General features: G+C 74.7%; 26 protein-coding genes. 11 read left to right on the top strand and 15 right to left on the bottom strand.

The genetic code is table 11. The annotated features are described in order from the left end of the window. Nucleotides 1-3: 3 nt before the first annotated feature. On the bottom strand, nucleotides 4-654 hold the full coding sequence (locus tag PED38_RS03220; RefSeq protein WP_270979716.1) for a class F sortase: 651 nt from the start codon (nucleotides 652-654) through the stop codon (nucleotides 4-6). Beyond that, nucleotides 651-2,180 (bottom strand): tyrosine-protein phosphatase, encoded by a 1,530-nt coding sequence (locus tag PED38_RS03215; protein WP_270979715.1) that lies wholly within the window; start codon nucleotides 2,178-2,180, stop codon nucleotides 651-653. Before PED38_RS03215 ends, PED38_RS03220 begins: the two co-directional genes overlap by 4 nt. Before the next feature lie 253 nt (nucleotides 2,181-2,433). Between PED38_RS03215 and PED38_RS03210 the strand changes: the two genes are divergently transcribed. Continuing rightward, the gene (locus PED38_RS03210; RefSeq protein WP_442870649.1) at nucleotides 2,434-2,766 is read left to right on the top strand and encodes a DUF1349 domain-containing protein; all 333 of its coding nucleotides are present in this window, start codon (nucleotides 2,434-2,436) and stop codon (nucleotides 2,764-2,766) included. A 52-nt stretch (nucleotides 2,767-2,818) separates the two neighbouring features. Here PED38_RS03210 and PED38_RS03205 read toward each other — a convergent pair whose 3' ends face one another. The 4 genes from PED38_RS03205 to PED38_RS03190 all read right to left on the bottom strand — a co-directional run bounded on the left by PED38_RS03205 (nucleotide 2,819) and on the right by PED38_RS03190 (nucleotide 6,826). Then, nucleotides 2,819-3,253 carry a hypothetical protein gene (locus PED38_RS03205; RefSeq protein WP_270979714.1) on the bottom strand — a complete coding sequence of 145 codons (435 nt, stop codon included), beginning with the start codon at nucleotides 3,251-3,253 and terminating at the stop codon, nucleotides 2,819-2,821. A gap of 140 nt (nucleotides 3,254-3,393) precedes the next feature. Further along, nucleotides 3,394-4,362 carry an aldo/keto reductase gene (locus PED38_RS03200; protein ID WP_270979713.1) on the bottom strand — a complete coding sequence of 323 codons (969 nt, stop codon included), beginning with the start codon at nucleotides 4,360-4,362 and terminating at the stop codon, nucleotides 3,394-3,396. Nucleotides 4,363-4,526: 164 nt separating this feature from the next. Then, on the bottom strand, nucleotides 4,527-5,879 hold the full coding sequence (locus PED38_RS03195; protein WP_063071090.1) for a glycoside hydrolase family 32 protein: 1,353 nt from the start codon (nucleotides 5,877-5,879) through the stop codon (nucleotides 4,527-4,529). Beyond that, nucleotides 5,876-6,826 (bottom strand): GNAT family N-acetyltransferase, encoded by a 951-nt coding sequence (locus tag PED38_RS03190; protein ID WP_270979711.1) that lies wholly within the window; start codon nucleotides 6,824-6,826, stop codon nucleotides 5,876-5,878. The genes PED38_RS03195 and PED38_RS03190 overlap by 4 nt, the downstream gene beginning before the upstream one ends. A 101-nt stretch (nucleotides 6,827-6,927) precedes the next feature. Here PED38_RS03190 and PED38_RS03185 point away from each other — a divergent pair, with 101 nt between their 5' ends. Together PED38_RS03185 and prpB are read left to right on the top strand one after the other, a co-directional pair. After that, nucleotides 6,928-8,478, top strand: coding sequence for an MmgE/PrpD family protein (locus PED38_RS03185; RefSeq protein WP_270979710.1), 1,551 nt, complete (start codon nucleotides 6,928-6,930; stop codon nucleotides 8,476-8,478). Continuing rightward, nucleotides 8,478-9,392, top strand: coding sequence for a methylisocitrate lyase (gene prpB, locus PED38_RS03180; protein ID WP_270979709.1), 915 nt, complete (start codon nucleotides 8,478-8,480; stop codon nucleotides 9,390-9,392). Before PED38_RS03185 ends, prpB begins: the two co-directional genes overlap by 1 nt. A 3-nt stretch (nucleotides 9,393-9,395) precedes the next feature. Here the strand turns inward: prpB and PED38_RS03175 are convergent, their stop codons facing one another. The 5 genes from PED38_RS03175 to PED38_RS03155 all read right to left on the bottom strand — a co-directional run bounded on the left by PED38_RS03175 (nucleotide 9,396) and on the right by PED38_RS03155 (nucleotide 12,878). After that, on the bottom strand, nucleotides 9,396-9,896 hold the full coding sequence (locus tag PED38_RS03175; protein WP_270979707.1) for a hypothetical protein: 501 nt from the start codon (nucleotides 9,894-9,896) through the stop codon (nucleotides 9,396-9,398). Continuing rightward, entirely contained in the window at nucleotides 9,896-10,054 is a 159-nt protein-coding gene (locus PED38_RS03170) for a hypothetical protein (protein ID WP_270979705.1), read from the bottom strand. The genes PED38_RS03175 and PED38_RS03170 overlap by 1 nt, the downstream gene beginning before the upstream one ends. Before the next feature lie 137 nt (nucleotides 10,055-10,191). Next, nucleotides 10,192-10,713 (bottom strand): GNAT family N-acetyltransferase, encoded by a 522-nt coding sequence (locus tag PED38_RS03165; RefSeq protein ID WP_081234888.1) that lies wholly within the window; start codon nucleotides 10,711-10,713, stop codon nucleotides 10,192-10,194. A 49-nt stretch (nucleotides 10,714-10,762) separates the two neighbouring features. Then, complete coding sequence (locus PED38_RS03160) at nucleotides 10,763-11,347, bottom strand: NAD(P)H-dependent oxidoreductase (RefSeq protein ID WP_270979702.1); 585 nt, start codon at nucleotides 11,345-11,347, stop codon at nucleotides 10,763-10,765. Between the two features lie 43 nt (nucleotides 11,348-11,390). Further along, nucleotides 11,391-12,878, bottom strand: a complete 1,488-nt coding sequence (locus tag PED38_RS03155; protein WP_270979700.1) for a dihydrolipoyl dehydrogenase family protein — start codon at nucleotides 12,876-12,878, stop codon at nucleotides 11,391-11,393. A 255-nt stretch (nucleotides 12,879-13,133) separates the two neighbouring features. Between PED38_RS03155 and PED38_RS03150 the strand changes: the two genes are divergently transcribed. Continuing rightward, nucleotides 13,134-14,285 carry a bifunctional 2-methylcitrate synthase/citrate synthase gene (locus PED38_RS03150; RefSeq protein WP_270979698.1) on the top strand — a complete coding sequence of 384 codons (1,152 nt, stop codon included), beginning with the start codon at nucleotides 13,134-13,136 and terminating at the stop codon, nucleotides 14,283-14,285. A gap of 74 nt (nucleotides 14,286-14,359) precedes the next feature. Beyond that, nucleotides 14,360-15,937 carry a methionine--tRNA ligase gene (gene metG / locus PED38_RS03145; RefSeq protein ID WP_270979697.1) on the top strand — a complete coding sequence of 526 codons (1,578 nt, stop codon included), beginning with the start codon at nucleotides 14,360-14,362 and terminating at the stop codon, nucleotides 15,935-15,937. Nucleotides 15,938-16,078: 141 nt separating this feature from the next. Here the strand turns inward: metG and PED38_RS03140 are convergent, their stop codons facing one another. Further along, on the bottom strand, nucleotides 16,079-16,540 hold the full coding sequence (locus PED38_RS03140) for a hypothetical protein (RefSeq protein ID WP_063071082.1): 462 nt from the start codon (nucleotides 16,538-16,540) through the stop codon (nucleotides 16,079-16,081). 234 nt (nucleotides 16,541-16,774) lie between these two features. On the opposite strand from PED38_RS03140, the gene PED38_RS03135 reads away from it, so the two are divergent. Genes PED38_RS03135 through PED38_RS03120 form a run of 4 tightly spaced genes read left to right on the top strand, consistent with a single transcriptional unit; the run spans nucleotide 16,775 to nucleotide 20,533 of the window. After that, on the top strand, nucleotides 16,775-17,725 hold the full coding sequence (locus tag PED38_RS03135; RefSeq protein WP_270979695.1) for a TatD family hydrolase: 951 nt from the start codon (nucleotides 16,775-16,777) through the stop codon (nucleotides 17,723-17,725). Further along, nucleotides 17,722-18,633: a 16S rRNA (adenine(1518)-N(6)/adenine(1519)-N(6))-dimethyltransferase RsmA gene (rsmA, locus tag PED38_RS03130; RefSeq protein ID WP_063071080.1), complete on the top strand. Its 912-nt coding sequence runs from the start codon at nucleotides 17,722-17,724 to the stop codon at nucleotides 18,631-18,633. Before PED38_RS03135 ends, rsmA begins: the two co-directional genes overlap by 4 nt. Nucleotides 18,634-18,643: 10 nt before the next feature. Further along, nucleotides 18,644-19,582, top strand: a complete 939-nt coding sequence (locus PED38_RS03125; protein WP_063071079.1) for a 4-(cytidine 5'-diphospho)-2-C-methyl-D-erythritol kinase — start codon at nucleotides 18,644-18,646, stop codon at nucleotides 19,580-19,582. A 27-nt stretch (nucleotides 19,583-19,609) separates the two neighbouring features. Further along, entirely contained in the window at nucleotides 19,610-20,533 is a 924-nt protein-coding gene (locus tag PED38_RS03120; protein ID WP_270979693.1) for a DMT family transporter, read from the top strand. A gap of 42 nt (nucleotides 20,534-20,575) precedes the next feature. On the opposite strand, the gene PED38_RS03115 is transcribed toward PED38_RS03120, so the two are convergent. Then, entirely contained in the window at nucleotides 20,576-20,995 is a 420-nt protein-coding gene (locus tag PED38_RS03115) for a hypothetical protein (RefSeq protein ID WP_063071078.1), read from the bottom strand. 136 nt (nucleotides 20,996-21,131) lie between these two features. On the opposite strand from PED38_RS03115, the gene PED38_RS03110 reads away from it, so the two are divergent. Next, nucleotides 21,132-21,650, top strand: coding sequence for a hypothetical protein (locus PED38_RS03110; RefSeq protein WP_270979691.1), 519 nt, complete (start codon nucleotides 21,132-21,134; stop codon nucleotides 21,648-21,650). 241 nt (nucleotides 21,651-21,891) lie between these two features. Here PED38_RS03110 and PED38_RS03105 read toward each other — a convergent pair whose 3' ends face one another. After that, complete coding sequence (locus PED38_RS03105; RefSeq protein WP_270979690.1) at nucleotides 21,892-23,940, bottom strand: acyltransferase family protein; 2,049 nt, start codon at nucleotides 23,938-23,940, stop codon at nucleotides 21,892-21,894. 274 nt (nucleotides 23,941-24,214) lie between these two features. Beyond that, nucleotides 24,215-24,730 (bottom strand): CGNR zinc finger domain-containing protein, encoded by a 516-nt coding sequence (locus PED38_RS03100; protein WP_270979688.1) that lies wholly within the window; start codon nucleotides 24,728-24,730, stop codon nucleotides 24,215-24,217. An 86-nt stretch (nucleotides 24,731-24,816) separates the two neighbouring features. On the opposite strand from PED38_RS03100, the gene PED38_RS03095 reads away from it, so the two are divergent. Further along, nucleotides 24,817-25,677 (top strand): alpha/beta fold hydrolase, encoded by an 861-nt coding sequence (locus PED38_RS03095; protein ID WP_270979686.1) that lies wholly within the window; start codon nucleotides 24,817-24,819, stop codon nucleotides 25,675-25,677. Nucleotides 25,678-25,686 lie beyond the last annotated feature (9 nt).

Below are 25,686 nucleotides of genomic sequence, written 5' to 3'. Positions count from 1 at the left end.
GCGTCAGGTCCGCGTCGCCTCGATCACCATGTCGTCGCGCGACGGGGTGCCGTCGGCGCGCTGGAGGCACGTGATGACGACGAGGCGGCCCGGGGTGTCGGCCCAGACCGCGGCGTCGTCGGGCAGCGCGCCCTTGGCGACCGCCCGGCTGGATCCGACCGCGTAGTCGACGCCCGCCACCTCGATGACCGCCCCGGGAGCGATGCGCGCGCTCCCGGCCCGGTCGTCGATGAGGAGGTCGCCCGGGCCCACGCCGCCGCCGCGCACCGAGTGCATGACGACGAACACCGTGCCCTCCGCCGCGTGCTCGGGCGCGACGCCGAGGTCGCGCACGCGGTACGCGGAGGCGAAGCCCGGGGGATCCACGACGCCGCCGACCACGTCGACGGCGCCGAGCGGCACGTCGAGCCCGACGGACGGCGCCCGGAGGCGGCCGAGGCCGGAGTCGACGGCTGGCTGCGCGGATCCGTCGTCGCCGGCGGAGGGCGCGGTCACGTCGGCCTGCACCGGTGCACCGGCGAGGTCGCGCGGGGCGTCGTCAGCGGGCAGCGCGCCCACGGCCGACAGCGTGCCGACGACCACGGCGGCGGACGCCGCGACGACCGTGGCGGCGGTGATGGCCCGCCGCCGGGTCGTCCGCGGATCCGTCGTCACCGCTGGTGCGACGCCCGGCGGCGACGCGTCGCGGCGAGGGCCGCGAGCGCGCCGAGCCCCAGGCCGGCGAGCGCGATGCCGGGCCACGGGGTGGCGGCGGCGACCGAGGTACCGCCGGTCGCGACCGCGGGGCCGGCGTGGTGCGCGGCCGTGGTCGTGCCCGTCGTCGTCGTGCCGGCGACCTGGGCCGCGCTCACCGTGAGCGACGCCGGATCCGTGACGGCGGCCCCTGACGCGTCGAGGAGCGTCAGCGTGTGCGCGCCCGCCTCGGTGCCCGCCGGGATCGTGACGGTGCCGGCGACCGCGCCGTCGGATCCCGCGGTGAGGGTGCCGACGTCGGTCGGCGTGGAGTGGAGCTCGACCCGGTACGCGGCGCCCGCGGTGAGGCCGGATGCGCGGACCGCGACCGTCCCGCCCGCGAGGGGCGCGGATCCGCCCGTCAGCTCGAGCCGCGCGAGGCCGGCCGTGACGCGGTACGTGCGCGTGCTGCGCCCGTCCGCGGCCGTGACGACGACCGAGACGACGCGACCGGCGACGGTCACGGACGCGCGGCTGCCGGCGTCCGCGAGCGCGACGTGGACGTCGGCTGGAGCGATCGACGCGCGGCCGACGGCAACCGTGGCGCCCGCGGATCCGGCGGCGTCGGCGAGCGGCACGGTCACGCCGCCCACGGTGATGGACGTGGCGGCCGCGTCGTCGGAGACGAGGAACTGCGCGCGGAGGGCGCGGATCTCCTGGTCGTCCACGCCGAGGGTCGTGCGGATGTAGGAGTCCATCCCCGCGTAGCGCGACGCGATGCCGGCCTCGAAGGTGCCCTGGAGGAGCGCGGGCTTCGCCCAGTCGACGCCGAGCTGCGTGTTGGAGAGCAGGTAGTCGTGGAGGATGTCGGAGCTGCCGACGCCGAGGATCCGGTCGAGCAGGTCGACCACGGTGCCCGTGCGGTCCATGCCGTGCGAGCAGTGGATCAGGATCGTGCCGTTCCCGGTGTGCGACGCGATGGCCTGCAGCACCTGGCGGTACGCGCTGATCATGACGCCCGGGTGGGCGGCGTCGACGTGGCCCTTGTCGATGAGGTCCTGGTACATGACCGTGTCGTCCGGGTAGTCGCCGTCGGCGCCGAAGAGCGAGATCGCGACGGTCTTCGCGCCGGGGATCGCCACGTCGGGCTTCTTCTGGATCTGGCCGGGCGTGCGCAGGTCGATCACGAGGTCGACGTGGTGCGCGGTCGCGAGCGTCGCGGCGCCCGCGGCGGTGATCTTGTCGAGCGACTCGGTGCGGATCAGGCGGCTCGCGTCGACCTGGCGCCCGTCGAGGCCGGTGAAGGCGCCGAGCTCGCGGCCGTTGACGAGGCCGGGCACGTCGGTGATGAGGTGGTCGCTCGCCGCGGGGGCCGGCTGGAGCGCGGGGTCGGCGGCGGCATGCGCGGCGGGGGCGCCGATGCCGACGGAGAGCACCACCGCGGCGGCCGCCGCGGTGAGGGCGCCGATGCGCGCGGGGGCGGCACGGCGGGCAGGGGGGATCTTCACGTTCGTCCTTCTGTGGTGGGATGCGCGCGGGGTCGCGCAGGCCGGCGCGCGCAGACGCGCGGGAGCTCGGCATCAGGATCATGGGGCGCGGCCCGGCCCCGTGCATGAACGGGATGTTCTGCTTCCGTGAACTCCCGGGACGGGGGCGGATCGCTCCTCCGCGCGCGCCGTCCGAGCCCGACCGGGGATCGCGGGGTACGTACGCTCGGGCCATGACCGACATCGACTGGGACTCCGGCACCTGGACCACCGCGTGTGGACCAAGGCCGGCGTCGAGCGCAGCGACGGCCAGGACGGCCTCGGCGCCGTCGTCACCCGCGGCATGTCCGACTGGTCGCTGGCGCCCGTCCCCGACTGGCACGGCCGGCTCGTGACGATCCGCACCAGCCGCTCCGGCGACGCGCTGACGGTCCGCGCGCGGGTGGACGACGAGCCGTGGCGCCTCGTGCGGGTGTCGCCGCTGGATCCCGACGCCGCCGTGACCGCGGGCCCCATGTGCTGCGCCCCGACGCGCGACGGCTTCACCGTCCACTTCACCGCGTGGCGGACCGGGCCGGCGGACGCTGGCCTGCACCCCGGCGACTAGGTGGCGACGGCGCTTGCGTCCGCGTCCGCCGTGCGCTGCGGCCAGGACACGTTCACTCCGCGATCGGCACCGTCGCGCGGAACATCGGCCCGGCGAGGCGTGCGCGGAAGCGCGACTGCCCCTCGTCCAGGCCGCCCGCGAATGCACGCTCGCTCCCGATCTCGAAGCCGGACGGGTACGCCTCGCCCCCGGGATCATCGGCCGCCCCGAAGAACTCGACGGCGAGCCCCCGCAGCATCAGCCCGACGGCGTGCTCGACCTGATCGAGGTCGAACTCCCCCTCGCTCGTCTCCACGAAGCGGACCAGCACGCCGGAGCCGGCCATCGCCCAGAGCTCGTCTCCGCGCAGGGACAGGCGGACCGTGATCTCCGACGACTCGTCCCAGACCATGGCCTCCGTCGGCGCTCCGGAGCACGCATGAGCTCGCGCGGACCTCCCCAGACGATCGAGCAGCACGGCGAACCCCTTGTCAGGTCCAGACTCCATGAACGCCTCCCATCAGGATCACGTCGGCCACGAAGTGGACGGCGCCGATCCACACCACGGACCCTCGGCACATCTCCCGGAGCACGCACATGGCGGCGCCGAACAGGCCTGCGAACAGCATCCCGACGCCGGCCGTCCCGTCACCACCAGAACGGCGGCTGCGTCACGTAGGGGCTCTCGAGCCGGGCGACCTCGTCGTCGGTCAGCTCCAGGTCGAGGGCGGCGACGGCGTCGGTGAGGTGGTGGGGCTTCGTCGCGCCGATGACCGGCGCGGCGACCGTCGGGTTCCGCAGCACCCACGCGAGCGCGACGCGCGCCATGGGCACGTCGCGCTCCGCGGCGACCTGCTCCACCGCGTCGATGACGGGGCCGTCGGCGTCGGTGTCGAACGCCTCGGCGACCTCGTCCGTCGCCGATCGCGCGGTCGTCGCGCCGCGAGGCCGGGTGAGCCGGCCCTTGCCGTTGGGGGAGTACGGCGTGAGGGCCACGCCGGTGTCGGCGCAGAGCGGGATCATCTCGCGCTCCTCCTCGCGCTTGAGGAGGTTGTACTGGTCCTGCATGGCGGCGAAGCCCGTCCAGCCGTTGACCGCCGCGGCGCGCTGGAGCTTCGCGAACTGCCAGGCGTGCATGGACGAGGCGCCGAGGTAGCGGACCCTCCCCGCGCGCACGACGTCGTCGAGCGCCTGCATCGTCTCCTCGACCGGGGTCTCCGGGTCGAAGCGGTGCACGTGGTACACGTCGATGTGGTCGGTGCCGAGGCGGCGGAGCGAGGCGTCGACCTGCTCGAGGATCGCGGCCCGCGACAGGCCGGATCCGCCGGGTCCGTCGTGCATCCGCCCGGAGACCTTGGTCGCGAGCACGATGTCCTCGCGCCGGGAGAAGCGGCGGATGGCGCGGCCCACGTACTCCTCGCTCGTGCCCTGCTGATAGACGTTCGCGGTGTCCCAGAAGGTGATGCCGAGCTCGACCGCCTGGCGGAAGAAGGGCGCCGACGCCTCCTCGTCCATGGTCCAGGAGTGCATGCCCCGGGTGGGATCGCCGTACGTCATGCAGCCGAGGGCGAGGCGGCTCACGCGGAGGCCGGTGCTGCCGAGTCGGGTGTGCTCCATGTGCCTGCTCCTTCGCGGTCTTCCCTCCACGTTACGACTGCGCGGATGCCGCGGGTCGGGCCGGCCGCGCTGGCCGTCCAGCTAGTCACCCTCCTCGGGCGCCTGCCCAGGTGGCCTCGACCCGGGTGAGGTCTCCGGGCGACCCACCACGCGAGATCGCGACCTCATGCGCGAAGGACCGTGACGTCGATCGAGGTGGACCCGCCGGCCGGCGTCTCGAGGACGACCGCGATGTCCTCGTCGCACGGGAAGACCTGCTCCGTGAGGACCACGGCCCCCTGATCCGCGAACACCTCGACGGATGAGACGTCGACCCAGATCTCGAGCGACACCGCTCCGTCGGCGTCGGCCGGGACGCGTGCCGAGGAGACGCTCGGGAACGCCGGCGAGAAGCCCACCTGTCCCGAGGCCCGCCGGTCGACGGTGAGGACGTCGCCGTCGATCCGGATGGTCGTGCCGCGGGAGCCGTCCGCCGCGGCACGGACCACCAGCGCGACCGCGCCCTCCCGCGGGACGCATCGCAGCCGGATCCGCAGCGCCCGACCGTGGGCCGCCGCGGGGAGGGGACCGGAGGGCGCCTCGCCCTGCGCCGCGAGCCAGTCGGGAGGGCCGGGGTCCGGGACCGCGGGGAGCTGGAGCACCTGCTCCCCGCGGAGCGCGAGGCGCCGGGGCAGCGCCATCGACCCCCGCCACGGCGAGGTCGGCACCGCGTCCGCGTAGTCCCAGTTGCCCATCCAGCCGATGAGCGTCGGCTCCGGGGCGTCGGCGACGGTCACGCCCGCGTAGAGGTCGCGCCCGTGGTCGAGCGGGCCCCAGGACGTGGCCGTGAAGGCGGTGCCGTCGAAGTCGCCGACGAAGCGCTGCATGCCGGATCCGCCGGCCGGGTTGCCGGGGTTGGTGGAGACGAGGAGCACCCACCTCCCGTCCAGCGGGAAGAGGTCCGGGCACTCCCAGATGCCCTCCGTCGATCCGGTGGGGCCGAAGACCGACAGCGGCGTCCACGACCGGAGGTCGTCGGAGCGGAACAGGTGCACCTGCCGGTCGAGCGCCTCGACGGCGACCATGATCCAGTGGTCGCCGTGCCGGAGCACCTTCGGGTCGCGGAAGTCCGTGGTCCCGCGGTCGAGGACGACGCCGTGCTTCGTCCACGTCCGGCCGCCGTCGGCGCTCGACGCGAGGGCCTGCGCCTGGCTGCCGGGGCGCGCGGAGGTGTAGAGGGCGACCAGCGGCGGGCGATCCGCCGTTCCGAGACCGGACGCGTTCCCCGCGTCGAACACGACCGAGCCGGAGTAGACCGCCTCGTCGTCATCGTGCCGGAGGGCGACCGGATGCTCGGTCCACGTGCGGAGGTCGACGCTCGAGGCGTGGCCCCAGCTCATGTGGCCCCAGTCGATCCCGTGCGGGTTGTGCTGGAAGAACAGGTGCCATCGTCCGTCGTGGTGGATGAGGCCGTTGGGGTCGTTCATCCAGTGGCGGGCGGGCGTGAAGTGGGTGACCGGTCGCGCGGAGGTCGTCATCGTGGGGACGTCCCCTTCGTCGCCCGGGGTGCGGCCGCGGGGTCGTGGCGCAGCGCCACCAGCCACACGTCCACCGCATCCTCCCGCTCGACCCGGAACCCCGCCCGCTCGTACAGCCGCCGCGCCGCGCTGCCCTGGAGCACGTCGAGGCGGAACGGGCGGCCGTCGTCGGGGCGGGCCATGATCGCGCGCAGCACCTCGCCGCCGATGCCGCGGCCCTGCACCGCGGGATCCAGGTAGAAGTGCTCGATCCAGCGCGCGTCGGGCTCCTCGCGGCAGGCGATGAGGCCCGCGTCGCGGCCGTCGACGCGGATCACCGAGGTGCGCTCGGCGGCCCATCCGTCGAGGAAGCGGCGGCGGACCCGCACCGGATCCCACCGGCCGAGCCGCTCGAGGTCCGGCCGGAGCGCGACGGCCCGCAGCTCCGCCATCCACGTCGCGTCGTCGGCGAGGGCGGGGCGGAGGATCCAGCGGGGGAGCGGCCCGGGCGCCACCCGCAGGTCGCGCTCCATGCAGACGCTCGTCGGATCCGCCGCGTACGGCCCGAAGCGCGGCACGTGCCGGTAGCCGCCGCGCTCGTACATCGCGATCGCCGCGGTCTGCGGCAGGCCGGTCTCGAGCCGCATGACGTCAGCGCCGAGCTCGCGCGCCCGCTCCTCCGCGGCGACCAGCAGCGCGCGCCCGACGCCGAGGCCGCGCGCCGCGTCCGTGACGAACACGCGCTTCAGCTCCGCGGATCCGTCGCCGCCGTCCACGACCGCCGCCGTGCCGAGCGCGCGGCCGTCCTCGCGCGCGACGAGGAACGTCACGCCCGACCGCTCGAGGTCGGCCGCGTCGAGCGCGTGGTAGTTCTCGGCCGGGTAGAGCGTGAGCGCGAAGTCGTCGGCCTGCCGCAGCAGCGGGAGCACGTCGGCGGCGCGCGGGGACTCCGGATCGACGGTGAGCACGCTCCAGCGTAGGACGGCCCCGGCGGTGGATACGCTGGACCGGTGCCGCGCGGACGAGGCCCCGAGCCCTCCGCGACAGGCGCCCGACCGTGAGGAAGAGCATGCAGATCCACCGCGTCCGCGTCCACCGCAGCGACGAGGCCCTGCCTCCCGGGGAGCAGCTGGCGGGGCGCATCGCCGCCGTCGCCGCGGATCCGGTCGAGGTCGACGCCGAGGTCACCGAGATGGTCGTCAACCGCATCATCGACAACGCGGCCGTCGCGACCGCGTCGCTCACGCGCGCCCCCGTCGTCGCGGCGCGCGCGCAGGCCCTCGCGCACGGGCCGTCCACGGGCGGCGCGGGCGCGACCGTCGTGGGCGCGGATCCCGCCACCCGCGTCAGCGCCGAGTGGGCCGCCTGGGCGAACGGCGTGGCCGTGCGCGAGCTCGACTACCACGACACCTTCCTCGCCGCGGAGTACTCGCACCCGGGAGACAACATCCCGCCGATCCTCGCGGCCGCGCAGCACGCCGCCGCGGCCGGCCGTCCCGACGGCCGCGCGCTCACGGGCGCCGACGTGATCCGCGGCATCGCCACCGGCTACGAGATCCAGGTGGACCTCGTGAAGGCCATCAGCCTGCACGCGCACAAGATCGACCACGTCGCGCACCTCGGCCCGTCGGCCGCGGCCGGCATCGGCACGCTCCTCGGCCTCGACGAGGAGACCGTGTTCCAGGCCGTCGGCCAGGCCCTGCACACCACGACCGCCACGCGGCAGTCGCGCAAGGGCGCGATCAGCACGTGGAAGGCGCACGCGCCCGCGTTCGCCGGGAAGATGGCCGTCGAGGCGATCGACCGGGCGATGCGCGGCCAGACCAGCCCCACCCCCATCTACGAGGGCGAGGACGGCGTCATCGCGTGGCTGCTCGACGGCCCCGCGGCCTCCTACGACGTGCCGCTGCCCGCACCCGGCGAGGCCAAGCGGGCGATCCTCGACACGTACACGAAGGAGCACTCGGCCGAGTACCAGGCGCAGGCGTGGATCGACCTCGCCCGCCGCCTGCACCAGGCCCACCCGGTGCTCGCCGACGCGGACGCGATCGACCGCGTCCTCATCCACTCGTCGCACCACACGCACGTCGTCATCGGATCCGGCGCCAACGACCCGCAGAAGTACGACCCGCGCGCCAGCCGCGAGACGCTCGACCACTCGATCCCGTACATCTTCACGGTCGCGCTGCAGGACGGCACCTGGCACCACGTCGACTCGTACGCGCCCGAGCGCGCCGGCCGCCCCGACACGGTCGACCTCTGGCGCCGCGTCACCACGACCGAGGACCCGGAGTGGACCCGCCGGTACCACTCCATGGATCCGGCCGAGAAGGCGTTCGGCGGCCGGGTGGAGATCCGCCTGACCGACGGCTCGACCATCGTCGACGAGATCGCCGTCGCCGACGCGCACCCGCTCGGCGCCCGGCCGTTCGCGCGCGCCGACTACGTGGGCAAGCTCCGCACGCTCGCCGACGGCGTGCTCGAGGACCGCGAGGTCGACCGCTTCCTCGCCCTCGTGGAGCGCCTGCCCGAGCTCACCGCCGACGAGCTCGCCGGCCTCACCGTGACCGCCCGGCCCGGCCTGCTCGACGGCGCCGGCTCCCCGAAGGGACTCCTCTAGTGCTGCACTCCACCCTCACCTCCGCCGCCAAGCGCCGCGCGTTCCGCGAGCGGCTGGCATCGGGTGAGCTGCTCCGGATGCCCGGCGCGTTCAACCCGCTCTCGGCCCGCCTCATCCAGGACAAGGGCATGGACGGCGTCTACATCTCGGGCGCCGTGCTCTCGGCGGACCTCGGTCTGCCCGACATCGGCCTCACCACGCTCACCGAGGTGGCCGGGCGTTCGCAGCAGATCGCGCGCGTCACCGACCTGCCCTGCCTCGTGGACGCGGACACGGGCTTCGGCGAGCCGATTAACGTCGCGCGCACGGTGCAGATGCTCGAGGACGCCGGCGTCGCGGGCCTCCACATCGAGGACCAGGTGAACCCGAAGCGCTGCGGCCACCTCGACGGGAAGCAGGTGGTGGACGAGTCGACCGCGCTGAAGCGGATCCGCGCCGCCGTCGACGCCCGCCGCGACCCCGACCTGCTCGTCATGGCCCGCACCGACGTGCGCGGGGTCGACGGCATGTCCGCGGCGGTCGATCGCGCGAAGGCGCTGGTGGACGCGGGCGCCGATGCGATCTTCCCCGAGGCGATGGCCGACCTCGCCGAGTTCGAGGCGATGCGCGCCGCGGTGGACGTGCCGATCCTCGCCAACATGACCGAGTTCGGGAAGAGCGAGCTGTTCACGACGCAGCAGCTCGCGGACGTGGGCGTCAACATCGTCATCTACCCGGTGTCGCTCCTGCGCCTCGCGATGGGCGCCGCCGAGCGTGGCCTCGACGCGATCCTCGAGGAGGGCACGCTCGCGTCGAAGGTGCCCGAGATGCAGACCCGCGCCCGCCTCTACGAGCTGCTCGACTACGCGGGCTACAGCGCGTTCGACGAGGACGTCTTCACGTTCACGCTCGAGGGGAACCGCGGCGGGGCGTGATCCTCACGCGTCCGTGACCGAGGGGCGCGACTCCTTCCGGCGTCGGCGTCGCGCGTGGCGGGCGACCACGATCGCCGTGGCCCCCGCGGTGATGGCGGCGACCACGCCGGTCGTCCCGAGGGTGGGCGCCAGGGGGAGCGGCTGCCATTCGGCGAGCACGGCCAGCCAGGCGAGGGAGATGACGGCGGTCAGGATGACGACGGCGAGCGCGGATGTGCGCCGCCGGAGCTCCGGGCGGTGCCGCGCGAGGTGATCCGGCAGGCCCGCCAGCGCGCCGGCGGCCAGCCCGACGACGAAGGCCATGACCGCGGCGAAGAGCATCGCCTGCAGCACGACCGGGAGGAATCTGCCGTCGTCGGAGCCGGCCCGGCTGGTGATGCTGCTGAGCGCGACCAATGACCCGGGGATCAGGAGCACCGCCACCGCGCCGCCCACCGCGGTGGTCCACGGGAGCACGTGGAGGAGGGTGCGGGGTTCGTCGTCGTGCGGGGTCGCGTGCGGCATCAGGCGCGCGCCCCGGGCGCGTGCTCGTCGAGGCGCCGGAGCGATCCGTCGAGCGCGAGTCCCCGGGTGAGGACGCCCATCGCGAGCGATGCGACGACATGGCCCGCACGGGAACCCGCGCGCACCCCGCCGGATCGGGCGGCGGGGGCGGCGGGCATTCCGCGAGGCTAGCCGCGGGGGGCTGCGGGCGCTGCGGCGTGTGCACAGTGGGACGCGGATCCTCGTGCCTCGCGGCGTGCGGCCGGCGCGAGGTGGCGGACTGCGCGCTCCTCGGCGGGATCCCGGCGTCGGCGCGTCAGAGCCGGACGACGCGGTACGTCTCGTCCACCGCGAAGCCCGCGCGGGCGTAGACGGCGATCGCGCGCGGGCTCGAGTGAACGCGGACATACCGGCAGCCCGCGGCGCGGGCGTCGTCGAGCAGCGCGGCGACCAGCCGCGAGCCGGTCCCGGATCCGCGCAGCTCGGGGACGACGTAGACCGACTGCACGTCGCCCGCGACGCGGCTCAGGTCGTCCGGCGTCGGCGGCCGGTCCGTGAGGGCGAGCCAGGCCAGGCCCACGACGACGCCGTCCCGCTCGGCGACGACGCAGCGGTGCGTCCCCGCGTGCGCGTCGGCGAAGGCGGTGGTCGCGGCGACGTAGCCGGCGGGATCGGTCACGGGCGCCGTGCCCGACTCGTCGACGGACCACCGCCAGCGCAGCTCCGCGACCGCTCGCATGTCCGCGGGCTCGGCCGCGCGGATCGCGATCTCGTCCGCACCGGGGACGGCGCGGGCCTCGTCGCCGGGACGGTCGGGGAGCGGATCGTCGGCGGTCATGCTCCGACGCTAGGCGACGCCGGACGGCCTGCGCGGAGGGCCCGCCGGATCAGCCGACCGCCGCCAGCACCTCGGCCACGGCCCGCTCCACCTCGGCGTCCACGGCGTCGCGGTCGCCCGACTCGGAGTCGTGCACGAAGGCCGTCGCGCCGCGGCGCGCGCCGCAGTAGTCGAGGATCCCGTGGCCGATCTGGGTCTCGAACGACGCGAGGTAGCCGTGCCGGGCGAACGACTCCCGGCTCGTGCCGGAGACGGGCACGAGGTGCACGGTGAGGCGCTGGAGCCGCTTCTCGATGCGCCCCTCGTCGTCGATGCCGAAGGCCCAGCCCGCGATGAAGGTGCGGTCGATCCAGCCCTTGAGGAGGGCGGGCATCGACCACCACCACACGGGGAAGACGAGCACGACGTGGTCCGCGGCGTCGAGGCGCGCCTGCTCGGCGACGACGTCCGCGTGCGCGGGGGAGCCGCCGGCGTACGCGGCCCGGTCGGCCATGCCGAACACCGGGTCGAAGCCCTCCTGCGCGAGGTGCGCGACCTCCGTCCGGTCGGCTCCGAGGGCGGCGACGACCCGGCGGGCGACCTCGTGGGTGAGGGAGTCGGGATCGGGATGGGCCGTGACGATCAGCGCGGTCATGCGTCCATCCGACCACGCGCCGTTGGGCGGCCCCGACCGCGCGTCAGTCCAGCTCGCCCGGGCGCTCCTCCTCCTGGAGCAGCCGCCGGGCCGCGATCCCGATGATCGCGCTGTAGGTGGGGTACGCGAACCGCACGTGCGCGAGGGTGGCGACGTCGACGCCCGCGGCCATCGCGGTGGTGACCGACTGGATCACCTCGACCGCGTTCTCGCCCACGGCGTGCGCACCGAGGATCAGCTCACGGCGGCGGTCGGCGATGAGGAGCAGGAAGCCGGCCTCGCGGTCGTCGATCACGGCGCGGTCGACCTCGGCGAACGGCACCCGCGCCACGACGCACGCGCCGTCGCGCTCGCGCGCCTCCGCCTGGGTGAGGCCGACGCCCGCGTAGTCGGGGTCGGTGAAGCCGCCGGCCGGGAGGAGCTGCAGCGGGATCCGCCGGTTGACGCCCAGCACCGCGTTCTCGGCTGCGGCCTCGCCCTCCGACTGCGCCGCCTGCACGAGCATGTCCTTCCCGTTGGCGTCGCCCACCGCGAGGATGTGCGGCACGCGCGTGCGGAGGTAGCGGTCGACGGGGATCGCCGAGCGCTCCACCTCCACTCCCGCGTGCTCGAGCCCCAGGTCCTCGACGTCGGCGGGCCAGCCGGTGGCCATGATCACGGCGTCGAAGCTGGAGGACTGCGGGCGGTCGCCCTCGCGCCAGAGCAGGGTGATGGATCCGTCGCCCGTCCTCGTGAGGCCCGTCACGGTGTCGATGCCCGTGCGCACGCGCACGCCCTGGGCGACGAACGCGTCGGCGACGGCCTCCGAGATCACCTCGTCGGACGCGGTGAGCACGCGCGGCGCGACGTCGAGCAGCGTGACCTCGGAGCCGAACGAGCGGAACACCGTGACGAGCTGCGCGCCCGTGTTGCCCGCGCCGATGACGGCCAGCCGGCGGGGGATCCCCGGCAGCGCGAGCACGTCCTCGGGCACGGTCGCGAGCTCGGCGCCGGGCACGGGCAGGCGGCGCGAGTGGCCGCCGACGCACACGATGATCGAGCCCGCCGTGATCCGCCGGCCGCTGTCGAGCACGAGCGTGCGGTCGTCGACGAAGCGCGCGCGGCCCTCGTGGATGAGCGTGATGCCCGCCTCCTCGAACCGCGCCTCCTCGTCCTTGAGCGAGCGCACGCGGTCGACCTGCGCGTGCACGCGCGCCACGATCGACGGCCAGTGCGGCGCAGGCTCACCCACGCCGATCCCGCTCTCGCCCGCCGAGCGCACCTCGCGCACGAGCCGCGCGGTCTTCGCGAGCACGCGCGTGGGCACGCATCCGGTGTTGACGCACGTGCCGCCGAGGCGGCCGGCCTCCAGCACCACGACGGATGCACCCAGCTCGGCGGCGCGGAGGGCGGCGGCGGTGCCCGCGGGGCCGGCGCCGATGACGGCGACGTCGTAGCGGTCGGGCTCGGCCGCGCCGCCGGGTTGCGCGTCGCCTGCGGCTGCGGCTGCGGCCTCGGCGGCGCGATCGGCGTGGTCGGTGCTCTCGGGCATGGCGTCCTCCGGGTCGGCGCGGCTGCGTGGCGGCGCCTCGGGTGCGCCTGCTCGTGAGGCTACCGAGCGGATCCCGCGGCGACCCGGGTGCGGAGGAGGTCGTCACCGGCCTGTCGTCCGGCGGCTCCTCCCCAACCCGCCGTCGCGCGTCCACCGCCTCGTCGTCGGCGCCCCTCGCCGCCGCGCCGCCGGCCCCGATACAGTGACGAACGCACCCGGAGGCGACCCGATCCGCCCGACCACCGCGGGTGCGGCATGCCGCGAAGGAGCACCATGGCCGACATCCGCAAGGGCCTCGCCGGGGTCGTCGTCGACACCACCCGCATCAGCAAGGTCGAGCCGGCCACCAACTCCCTCCTCTACCGCGGCTACCCCGTGCAGGAGCTCGCCGCCGAGTGCTCCTTCGAGCAGGTCGCGTACCTCCTCTGGCACGGCGAGCTGCCGACCGACGAGGAGCTCGCCCACTTCGAGAACCAGGAGCGGTCGGAGCGGCAGCCGTCCGCGGCCGTGCTCGGGATCATCGACGCCCTCCCCGTCGACGCGCATCCGATGGACGTCCTGCGCACCGCGGTCAGCGCGATCGGCGCCGCGGATCCGACGCCGGAGGACCACTCCGCCGAGGCCGACCTCGGGCGGTCCGTGCGTCTGCTCGCGCAGATCCCCGTGCTCATCGCGTACGACCAGCGGCGCCGCCAGGGCCTCGCGCCCGTCGAGCCGCGCGACGACCTCGGCCTCGCCGAGAACCTGCTCCTCATGGTGCACGGCGACCGGCCCACGGAGGCCGACGCGAAGGCGATGGAGGTGTCGCTCATCCTCTACGCCGAGCATTCCTTCAACGCCTCCACGTTCACGGCCCGGGTCATCACCTCCACCCTCGCCGACCTGCACTCCGCGGTCACGGGCGCCATCGGCGCGCTGAAGGGCCCGCTTCACGGCGGCGCGAACGAGGCCGTGCTCGAGACGCTCGACGAGATCGGCGACGCGTCGCGCGTGGAGGCGTGGCTCGATGCGGCGCTCGCCGCGAAGCGCAAGGTCATGGGCTTCGGCCACCGCGTCTACCGCGCGGGCGACTCGCGCGTCCCCACCATGAAGGCGGCGCTCGACGACCTCGTGGCCGCCCGCGTCGCCGACGGCGGGCCCACGGGGGAGTCCGCCACCCGCACCATGGAGCTGTACGACGCGCTCGAGCGCGGCATGGCGGCGCGCACCGGCATCCTGCCGAACCTCGACTACCCCTCGGGCCCCGCCTACGCGCTCCTCGGCTTCGAGACCCGCGCCTTCACGCCGCTGTTCGTCGCCGCGCGCGTGGTCGGCTGGACCGCCCACATCGTCGAGCAGCGGGCGGCGAACTCGCTGATCCGGCCGCTCTCCGAGTACGACGGACCGGCGGAGCGCCACCTCTCCTGACCGGCGCGCGTGGCCCGCTCGGCGCCCCCGTCACACGATCGGGAGCGCTCCCGCCGATCGTTAGGATGGAGCCCATGTCCCGCGGCGAGCCCTTCTACATCACCACGCCGATCTTCTACGTGAACGACGTCCCGCACATCGGGCACGCGTACACGGAGGTCGCCGCCGACGTCCTCGCGCGCTGGCACCGCCAGCGCGGCGACGACACCTGGTTCCTCACGGGCACCGACGAGCACGGGCAGAAGATCCTCCGCACCGCCACGGCGCACGACACGACCCCGCAGGCCTGGGCCGACCGCCTCGTCACCGAGAGCTGGCAGCCGCTGCTCGCCGCCGTCGACATCTCCAACGACGACTTCATCCGCACCACCGACGCCCGCCACGAGGAGTCGGTGAAGGTGTTCCTGCAGCGCCTCCACGACGCCGGGTACATCTACACGGGCGAGTACAAGGGCTCGTACTGCGTCGGCTGCGAGGACTACAAGCAGCCGAACGAGCTGGTCGAGGGCACCGGGCCGTTCGAGGGCCAGCTCGTCTGCGCCATCCACTCCAAGCCGGTCGAGCAGCTCGAGGAGAAGAACTACTTCTTCCGCATGAGCGACTTCGGCGAGCGCCTCCTCGCGTTCTACGAGGAGCGTCCCGACTTCATCCAGCCCGAGAGCGCGCGCAACGAGATCCTCTCGTTCGTGCGCGGCGGCCTGCAGGACCTCTCCATCTCGCGCTCCAGCTTCGACTGGGGCATCCCCATCCCGTGGGACGAGAGCCACGTCGTGTACGTGTGGTTCGAGGCGCTCATGAACTACGTCACGGCCATCGGCTACGGCGTGGACGACGAGCGGTTCCGCCGCCGCTGGCCCGCCACGCACCTCGTGGGCAAGGACATCCTCCGCTTCCACGCGGTCATCTGGCCCGCCATGCTCATGGCGCTCGGCGAGGAGCCGCCCCGCCGCGTCTTCGGCCACGGCTGGCTGCTCGTCGGCGGCGAGAAGATGTCCAAGTCGAAGCTCACGGGCATCGCGCCGGAGACCATCACCGACACCTTCGGCATCGACGCCTTCCGCTACCACTTCATGCGCGCCTTCGCGTTCGGGCAGGACGGCTCCTTCAGCTGGGAAGACCTGTCGGCCCGCTACCAGGCCGAGCTCGCCAACGGCTTCGGCAACCTGGCCTCCCGCGTGATCGCGATGGTCGGCCGCTACTTCGACGGCCGCGTCCCCGAGGGGAACGTGCTCACCGAGGCCGACGAGCGCGTGCTCTCCGTGGCGCGGTCCGCGGCGGCCACCGCCGACGAGGCCATCGAGCGGCTCGCGATCCACGAGGCGCTCGCCGCCGTGTGGACGCTGGTCGACGAGCTCAACGGCTACATCACGAGCCAGGAGCCCTGGGCCCTCGCCAAGAGGGACGACGGCCGCGAGCGCCTCGAGACCGTGCTGCACACCGCGGTCCGCGGGCTCGGCACGCTCGCCGTGCTGCTCGCGCCCGTGCTGCCCGGCGCCACCGCCAAGCTCTGGACCGCGCTCGGCGGCACCGGCACGGTCGGCGGGCAGCGCATCGACCTCGCCGACGAGTGGACCGGATCCGGCCTCGTCACCCCGCTCGAGGCGCCCCTGTTCCCGCGCATCGAGCAGGAGCCGGCGACGCCCGTCGCCTGACCCGTCGCTCGATCGTGCCGCCTCCCGGTCGGCGTCGGCACGCCGGGTGGGGGTCGCGCGGGGCGGCGCCAACGCGGGACGGGTGAGCGGGGCCGGTCCGTCCGGCACCCGCCCACCCACCCGAGGGCTGCTCTCCGCGGATCAGTTGATGCGGAACGTCTGCCACTGCGTGTTGTGGTTGCGGACGCCCGGGGGCAGGTCGTAGCAGGCGCCCGTCGACGCGGCCGTCCACGACGGGCTGTCTCCTCCGTCCGTGTAGATGTACACGCGGGCGTTGCTGACGTAGATGGATGCCGCATCCTCGCGGACCGGCTGTCCCAGGCCGACGGTGCCCCACTGGCTGCTGGTGAAGGTGTCGTTGACCCAGCCCTCCTTGGCGTTGAACCCCGTGTAGACGCGGGACGCCGTCCCGCCGCCTCCGCAGCCGGGTCCGTAGAAGATCTCGAACGCCGGCGTCGCCGCCTGCGCCGGGGTCGCTCCGGCCAGCGTCGCGAGCGCAGCTCCCGCGGTGACGGAGAGGGCCGCGATGACGCGCCTGCGCGTCGTGCTCCGTCTGCCCCCTCGTCTCGTTCCCGTGCTGGTGATCTCCGTCGATCCGTTCATCTTTCGCCATCCTGTCGTGTGTTCATGGTGGTGGGAGCGGGCATGGGAGACCCGCGGCACGGCGGCGTCCGACCGCCTGTAGCGCGGGACGCTAGCAGCCGCATCGGGCCCGGAACGGCTTCGTCCGAAGGCCCCCGGATCGCCCATCCCCGTGGTATATGCGGGGCGATGCGCAGGCCGATGCGTCGCGTCCCGGCCCCGGGCGACGCGGACGCCGTCGGTAGAGTGAGCGCGATGTCCGACTCCAATCACGTGCGCCAGCGCGACACCTCCTCGGCCCACGGCCAGACGCGCGATCTCTCGTACCCGCCGCTGCCCGAGGCGCTCACGGTCCCGGTCTACGACAACCACACGCACCTCGAGATCGCGGACGGCGAGTCGCCCCTCGACTTCACCGAGCACCTCGACCGCGCGAGCTCCGTGGGCGTCCGCGGCGTGATCCAGGTGGGCGGCGACCTCGAGACCTCCCGCTGGTCGGCGGAGACGGCCGCGCACGAGCCGCGCATGCTCGCGGCCGTCGCGATCCACCCGAACGAGGCGCCTGCCTACGAGGAGGCGGGCACGCTCGACGACGCGCTGGCCGAGATCCACGAGCTGGCCGGGCGCCCGCGCGTGCGCGCCGTCGGCGAGACCGGCCTCGACTTCTTCCGCACGGGCGAGGACGGCCGCGCGGCCCAGCAGCGCTCGTTCGAGGAGCACATCCGCATCGCCAAGGAGCGCGGAATCGCCCTCCAGATCCACGACCGCGACGCGCACGACGAGGTCGTCGCCACGCTGCTGCGCGTCGGCGCCCCCGAGCGCACCGTCTTCCACTGCTTCTCCGGCGACGAGGACCTCGCCCGGATCTGCGCCGAGAACGGCTGGTACATGTCGTTCTCCGGCACGGTCACCTTCAAGAACTCGCACGACCTCCGTGAGGCGCTCGCGTTCGCGCCGCGCTCGCTGCTGCTGGTGGAGACGGACGCGCCGTTCCTCACGCCCGTGCCGTTCCGCGGTCGGCCGAACGCGCCGTACCTCATCCCGCACACGCTCCGGGCGATGGCCGCGCACCTCGGCACCGACGTGTCGATGCTCGCCGCGCAGATCTCCTCCAACACCGAGCTCGTCTACGGCCGCTGGGACGACGAGCCCGTGACGTCGCCGTCGAAGGACCCGGCCGAGCTCGACCCGGCGGGCCGCGCGTGAGCGACGAGGCGTCGACCGCGCCCGCCGCCGCCCCGGCCCCCACGCTCCTCGGCCCCGCCGAGATCCGCGACCTCGCCGAGCTGCTCGGCGTCGCGCCCACCAAGAAGCTCGGCCAGAACTTCGTCATCGATGCCAACACGGTCCGCCGCATCGTGCGCGTCGCCCGCGTCGAGGCCGGCACGCACGTGGTCGAGGTCGGCCCCGGGCTCGGATCCCTCACCCTCGGCCTCCTCGAGACGGGCGCGAGCGTCGTCGCGGTGGAGATCGACGGCCGCCTCGCCGAGCAGCTCCCGATCACGGTGGGCCTCTACCAGCCGGACGCCGACCTCACCGTCGTGCACGAGGACGCGCTCCGCATCCAGGACCTGCCGGGCGACCCCGCCGCGCTCGTCGCGAACCTGCCCTACAACGTCTCCGTGCCCGTGCTGCTGCACCTGCTCGAGCACTTCCCGTCGATCCGCACGGGCGTCGTCATGGTGCAGGCCGAGGTCGGACACCGCATCGCCGCGGCACCCGGATCCAAGGTCTACGGATCCCCGAGCGTCAAGGCCGCCTGGTACGGCGCGTGGCGCACGGCCGGCCAGGTCAGCCGCCAGGTCTTCTGGCCCGTGCCGAACGTCGACTCCGTGCTCGTCGCCTTCGAGCGGCACGCGGAGCCCTTCGCCTCCGAGGAGCTGCGGAAGCGCACCTTCAAGATCGTCGACGCGGCCTTCCAGCAGCGCCGCAAGATGCTGCGCCAGGCCCTCGCCGAGCTGCTCGGCGGGAGCGAGGCGGCGTCGGCGCTCCTCGAGGCCGGCGGGGTCGCCCCCACTTCGCGGGGCGAGCAGCTGAGCGTCCACGACTACCTCCGCGTAGCCCGTGCCTGGGCGGATCGCGACGGGGTCGGAGTGCCTCCCAGCCTCCGCTAGGTTGGATCACATGACCTCCGCGGCCACCACCTCAGATGTGGTGCACGCGCGGGCCCCGGGCAAGATCAACGTCTCCCTCACGGTCGGCGCCCTGCAGGAGGACGGCTACCACGACGTCGCCACCGCCTACCAGGCCGTGAGCCTCTACGAGGACGTGTACGCCACCCGGTCGGACGGCTTCTCGGTGGAGTTCGGCGGATCCATCGACACGTCGCACCTCACGGTCGGCGCCGACAACCTCGCCATCCGCGCCGCGCGCCTGCTCGCCCGGAGCACCGGGTACCGCGGCGGCGTGCACCTGCGCATCGAGAAGGACGTGCCCATCGCGGGCGGCATGGGCGGCGGATCGGCGGACGCCGCGGCCACCCTCCTCGCCTGCGACACCCTCTGGGGCACCGAGCGCACGCGCGACCAGCTGCTCGCGCTCGGCGCCGAGCTCGGCGCCGACGTGCCGTTCGCGCTCGCCGGCGGCACCGCCATCGGCACCGGCCGCGGCGACCGCCTCAGCCCCGCGCTCGCCAAGGGCACCTTCCAGTGGGTGCTCGCCATCGCGGAGTTCGGCGTCTCCACGCCCGACGTCTACGGCGAGCTCGACAAGCACCGCGAGCGCCACGCGCAGGACATCTTCCCGGCGCAGCAGGTCCCGCAGGTCGACTCGGGCGTGCTCCAGGCGTTGCGCGCGGGGGATCCGCACATGCTCGCCGAGGTCCTGCACAACGACCTCCAGGCGCCCGCCCTCCACCTCGCGCCCGGCCTCGGCGAGGTGCTCCAGCTCGGCGAGGAGAACGGCGCGCTCGCGGGCATCGTCTCGGGATCCGGTCCCACGGTCGCGTTCCTCGCGGCCGACCTCGACAGCGCGCTCGAGCTGCAGATCGCGCTGAGCGCCGCCCGCCTCACGGTCATCCGGGCCACCGGGCCCGTGCACGGCGCCCGCATCATCACCGGCTGACCCGGCCCGCTCCGCACCATGCGCACGATGCTGCCCCGCGCCGTCCGGCCCACGCGGCCCGAGTGGGCTCTCCTCGGCATCACGGCGATCTGGGGCGGCACCTTCCTCGCGGTGCACGTCGCGATGGAGCACAGCGGGCCGCTCTTCTTCGTGGGGCTCCGCTTCCTCGCGGCCGGGATGATCAGCGCGGTCGTCTTCCGCCGGACGCTCCGCGGCATGCGCCGGGTCGACCTCGGCGCGGGCGCGGCCATCGGCGTCATGATCTTCCTGGGCTACGGCCTCCAGACGTACGGGCTGCAGACCATCCCGAGCAGCACCTCCGCCTTTATCACCGCGCTCTACGTGCCGCTCGTGCCGCTCCTGCAGTGGGCCGCGTTCCGGAAGCGGCCGAGCGCTCTCGCCCTGGTGGGGGTGGCGCTGGCGTTCGTCGGGCTCCTGCTCGTCGCGGGTCCGCAGGAGGGGGTGGCGCTCGGCGCGGGGGAGCTGGCGACCCTCGTGAGCACGCTGCCGATCGCGGCCGAGATCATCCTCATCGGCCTGTTCGCGGGCCGCGTCGACGTGGGTCGGGTGACCGTCGTCCAGCTCCTCGTCGCCGGCGCCCTGTCGCTGGCGTGCATGCCCGTGGCGGGCGAGGCGATCCCGGCGTTCTCGTGGGTGTGGCTCGTCGCGGCGCTCGCGCTGGGGGTGAGCAGCTGCCTCATCCAGCTCACGATGAACTGGGCGCAGCGCTCCGTGTCGCCGACGCGCGCGACCATCATCTACGCGGGCGAGCCCGTGTGGGCGGGGATCGTCGGCCGTGTGGCGGGGGAGCGGCTGCCCGCGCTCGCGATCCTCGGGGCAGCCCTCATCGTCGCCGGCACGCTCGTCAGCGAGCTGCGGCCGCGCGGGGCGCGTGAGCCCGATGCCGCGCCGCGTCCCGAGCCGGGTGAGGAGCGCCGGACCGTCGGCTGACGGGTGCGGCCTCGCGGTGCATCGGAGCGTCCCGGTGCCCGTCTACCGCGCGGCGCCCGTCGCGCGGAGGTGGCGGATCAGGTCCTCCGGCCCGGCGCACATCGCCTCGAAGGCGAGGTGGAGGGTCTCCCTGCGGTCGGCCGTGCCGACCGCGACGCAGCGCTTCCCGAGCCCGTAGGCGATCCCGGCCTCCATGTGCGCGGCGGCCCCCGCCGGGAGGACGAGCACGAACCGATCGGCTGCCCGGAGCGCGGCGAGATCCTGCTCGAACAGCCGGCGGATGCCCGGGTCGTCGAGGTCGGCGTGGTCGGCGCCACCCGGGGCGGCGAACGCGGCGGCGTCCGGGTCGTAGGCGGCGCGGACGAAGCAGTAGGACCGGGCGCCGATGCCGTCGAGCGCGTCGAGGACCTCGGCGACGCCCGGCCTGTTGCGCCAGCTGCCGGCGACGAAGTACGTGATCACGGAGGCGACGGTACGGGGTCCACGGTCGGGATCGTGGAGAACGCCCGCCCCGCGCGGAGCGGTGCCCCTACCCTCGGCGGCGCGTGCGCTCTCGCGCGTGGCTCCGATCCCGCTCGCCATCCTCCGAGGAGACATCATGCACATCATCACTCGCGCCGCCGCGGCGGTCGCCATCACCGTCAGCGCCGGGCTCCCGCTCGCGCTCGTCGCGCCGGCCGCGGCGCAGGCCGCCACCGAGTCGCCCGTCGCGGCGACCGGGCCGGCTGACTCGACCGCCCGCGTCGCGCTGCCCGACCCGCAGCGCATCACGGGGACGGGTCCGCTGACCGTCCACGGCACGCAGCGGGCCGTCTGCGCCGGCACGACCAAGTGCGTGGAGTTCCACGGCACGGGCGTCCCCGGCGAGATCGTCACCGTCACCTACGCCGTCACCCGCGACCCGGCGTACCGGAACCGCGGCGTCGCCGGGCTCACGGTGGTCGCGGAGAAGGCGCACGTCGACGGCTCCGGCGACTGGGCCCTCACCACCGAGTTCCCGAACCCCGTCATCACGACGGACGCCGCCGGCCACCGGGGGCTCGCGTACCACGTGGTCGAGACGCCCGACGGCACGGCGGTCACCGCCCGCTTCGCGGGGACCATCGCGGTCCGCTGATCCGCGACCGCTCCGTCCGCTGCATCCGCTCCACCGCGAAGGGCCCGACGCCACGGCGTCGGGCCCTCGTGCGTCCGCGGGGCGCATCCGCGGGGCGCATCCGCGGGCCGCATCCGCGAGCCGGGTCCGCGGGGCGCATCCGCGAGCTGCACCCGCCCGGAGGGGACGGGGCTCTCGCGACCCGGGTCCGAGCGGGACCGTGGCGACGATCCTGCCGCCGTGGGGCGCGGTCGACGCGACCTCAGCCGAAGGACGCGATGGCGTCGCGGACGGCCGCGGCGTACATCGCGGCGGCGCGCCTGCCGGGGTGGATCCCGTCCTTCGCGAGCAGCCCCGGGTTCGCCGTCGCGATGGCCTGCCAGCGCGCGATCCGCACGTTCGCGTGTGACGCGGCCGCCTGCTGGATCGCGTCGTCGACCCGCGAGGTCCACGACATGGGGCCGGACACGTCGACCAGGACCACCTTCCGGCCGCCCGCGGCCTGGATGGCCTGCTCGAGGTCATCGACGCCGCCCATCCCGTTCGTGCCGAGCGCGATGACCACGGTGGTGGCGTCCGGCCGGGAGTCGAGGTGGCTGCGGACGAGCTGCGCGGCCGCGGGCATCTGCCGGCTGACCACCGCGTCGATGGTGATGCCCGGGAGCTGCTGCTGGAGCGCGCGTCCCGAGGCGAGCATGACCGAGTCGCCGATGGCGATCGTCGAGGAGCCGTCCATGGTCGGGGCGTGCGGTGCCGGGGCGGCGGGCGTCGGCGCGGGGGTCGACGTGGTGGGCGGTGATGCGCCGGGCGTCCCGGGGGCGTGGGCGGACGGACCGGGGGTCGCGGTGGGGGTCGGGGTCGCGCGTGGCGCATCCGCGTCCGGGGTGCCCGCGTCCGGCGCGCGGTCCGCGCCGGGAGCGCCCGGGGAGGCGTCGGGGGAGGAGGAGCCGCCCGGATCCGCCGCGACACCGGGGTCGCCGGGGCCGCCCGGGTCCCCGGGGGCGTCGGCACCGGGATCAACGTCGTCGTCGCCGGGGAGGTCGGCGCTGCCCTGCTCGACGAACCGCTGGGCCTCGGTCTCGCCGGGGTCGGCGCGCTCGGCCGCGGTGACCGACGTGCCGAGCCCCAGCACGAGCGCGACCGCCGCCACGAGAGCCACGGGCTGCCGCAGGAGCCGGCGGAACCCCAGCCGGAGGACGGGCAGCTCGACCCACCGGTGGCTGGCGGCCGCGGCGACGACGGAGATCCCGAGGGCCAGCAGCAGTCCAGGCACGGGGCCCAGGCCCCCGACGTCGGGGAGCGCTGCCGCCGCGAGCACGAGCATCGGCAGGTGCCAGAGGTAGAGGCCGTAGGAGCGGCGGCCGAGCCAGCCCGTCGGTCCGGCGTCGAGGCGCGCGAACGGGGATGCACCGCCCCGGCTGCACGCGAGCACCATGACGCAGCCGAGCCCGGCGCCCAGCACGGTCACGAGGGAGCGCGAGCCCGGATCCGCGGCGTCGGGCGCGAGGGCCAGGAGCCCGAACGCGACGAGCGACAGGTACGAGACGACCGCCCACGCCGTCGCGTGCGCGTCGGCCGCGGGATCCGCGCGCGTCCGTCGCCGCTCGGCCGCCACCGCGAGGGCGGCGCCGAAGAGCAGCCCGAACGCGTGCGCGGGCGTCGCCAGGTAGGCGGCCTCCGTGAGCCCGGCGGCCGTGAGCGCGAGCGGGATGACGGCCGCCACCGCGCCCGCCGCCCACAGCCAGCGGAGCCGGATCGTGCGGCCGCCGCGCGTGAGGACGAGCAGCACCATCGGCCAGACCAGGTAGAACTGCTCCTCGATCGCGAGGGACCAGAAGTTGTCGAAGAGGCCCGTGGTCGAGTGGAGGAAGTAGTCGCCGCCGGCGATGAGCATCTGCCAGTTCGTGCCGAGCGCCGCCATGCCCACGAGCTGGGCGGGCAGCCCGACGAGCACGTCGCCGCCGATCATCGCGGCGACGGCCGTGGCCGCGGTGACGACGATCACGGCGGCCGGCAGGAGCCGGCGGACGCGGCGGACGGCGAAGGCGCCCAGGCGGATCGTGCCCGTCGCGCGTCGCTCGCGCAGGAGCAGGCCCGTGATCAGGAAGCCGCTGATGACGAAGAACACGTCGACGCCGGCGTACCCCCCCGGCACCGCGTCGGGGGCCGCGTGGAAGAGCACGACCGCCAGGAGCCCCAGCGCGCGCAGGGCGTCGAGGCCGGCGTACCGCGCGTGGGATCCGGCGGCGGCGTCGTCCGCGGGACCCGGGTCGACGGGTCCACGCGGATCCGGGGCGGGCTGCGATGGCACGGTGGCGCTCTCCTCGTGCTGGTCGGCGCGTGCGGCGGGATCCCCGCGGCGCGCTGCGGCCGCCCGCCGCGGTTCGCGTGGCGTGCGGTCCCCTCGTGTGGGGGCGCGGCGGGGCGACCGGATGGACCGGGCGTCGCCGAGCCCGTCAGGACCCTAGCCACTCGGGCGTCCGCCGTCGCGGAGGACGGCGGACCGGGGAGGCGCGTGTCGTGCGGCCCGGGCGCGCCGTGGCCGGGCGGGAGCGCTGTGGCGGGCGCCGGATCGGCCGCTCGGCTCAGCGCGTCCGCTGTGCGTGCGCGCGGGCCTTCATCCGGTTCCCGCAGGTCGCCATCGAGCACCACCGGGCCGTGCCGGGGCGGCTGCGGTCGAGGAGGAACAGCCGGCACTCGTCGTTCGCGCACGGGCGGAGACGGCCGGGCAGGCGTGCGGTCACGTCGGACCAGGCGAGGACGACCTCCACGGCCAGGCGCTCGTCCCGCGGCGCGCGGAGCTCCCACGTGACGCCCGCGGCGGTGACGCGCGGCGTGCGGACGGCCCCGTCGACGACGTCCGCCAGCGCGGCGACGGCATCGGCATCCGCGATGCCGCCCGCGCCGGCATCGGCCCGGACGACGGCCTGGATCGCGTCGCGCGCGCGGCGGAGGCGCTCGAGCTCGGCGGCGGTGCCGATGCCGCCCCAGGTGCGCGCGAGCTGCCGGCCGGATGCACCGTCGAGGTGGTCCTCGCGCCCGCCGTCGACCACCGGCGCGCTGTTCAGCACGGCCAGCAGCAGCTCCTCGTCCGGGTGCACGGCTCCTCGATCCTCCGCGCTCGGATGGCGCGATGGATCCATGCTACCGTCTCGCTAACCACCAAAACAACTCAAAGGGGTTAGCCATGGTCACCGTCCACCACCGCACCGTCTCGATCGACGGCCTCGACGTCTTCTGGCGCGAGGCCGGACCCGTCGACGCGCCCGTCCTCCTGCTCCTGCACGGCTACCCGTCGAGCTCGCACATGTTCCGGCACCTGATCCCCGTGCTCGCGGGCCGCTACCGCGTCATCGCGCCCGACCTGGTGGGCTTCGGCCGCTCGTCCGCGCCCTCGGTCGACGACTTCGCGTACACGTTCTCCGCGCTCGCCGACGTGACCGGGCGCTTCCTCGCCGCCATCGGGGTGTCCCGGTACGCGATCTACGTGCAGGACTACGGCGCCCCCGTCGGCTGGCGCCTGGCGCTCGCCGACCCCGGGGCCGTCACGGGCGTCATCACGCAGAACGGGAACGCCTACGAGGAGGGCTTCGTGCCCTCGTTCTGGGATCCGATCTGGGCCGACGGCGCGGAGCGCACCGACGCCACGCGCGATGCGCTCCGCACGGCTCTCGGTCGTGACGCCGTCGAGTGGCAGTACACGCACGGCGTGCCGGACCCGTCCGTCGTGGATCCCGACGCCTGGGAGCACGACCTCGCGCTCCTCGCCCGCCCGGGCCAGGACGACGTGCAGCTGGCGCTGTTCCGCGACTACGCCACCAACCGGGAGCTGTACCCGGCGGTGCAGGCGTGGATCCGCGAGTCGCGCGTCCCGCTCCTCGCGATCTGGGGACGCCACGACGAGATCTTCGGTGCGGCGGGCGCGGAGGCGTTCCGGCGCGACGCCCCGCACGCGCGCATCGAGCTGGTCGACGGCGGGCACTTCCTGCTCGAGTCGCAGCTCGACCTCGTGGTGCGGACCATCGGCGAGTGGCAGGACGCCTCGTGATGCGCGGCC

This window comes from Clavibacter sp. CT19 (assembly GCF_027858075.1).
Lineage (GTDB): Bacteria > Actinomycetota > Actinomycetes > Actinomycetales > Microbacteriaceae > Clavibacter > Clavibacter tessellarius_A.
Note: the sequence above shows the minus strand (reverse complement) of the source record. Positions and strands in the feature narration are given on the sequence as shown.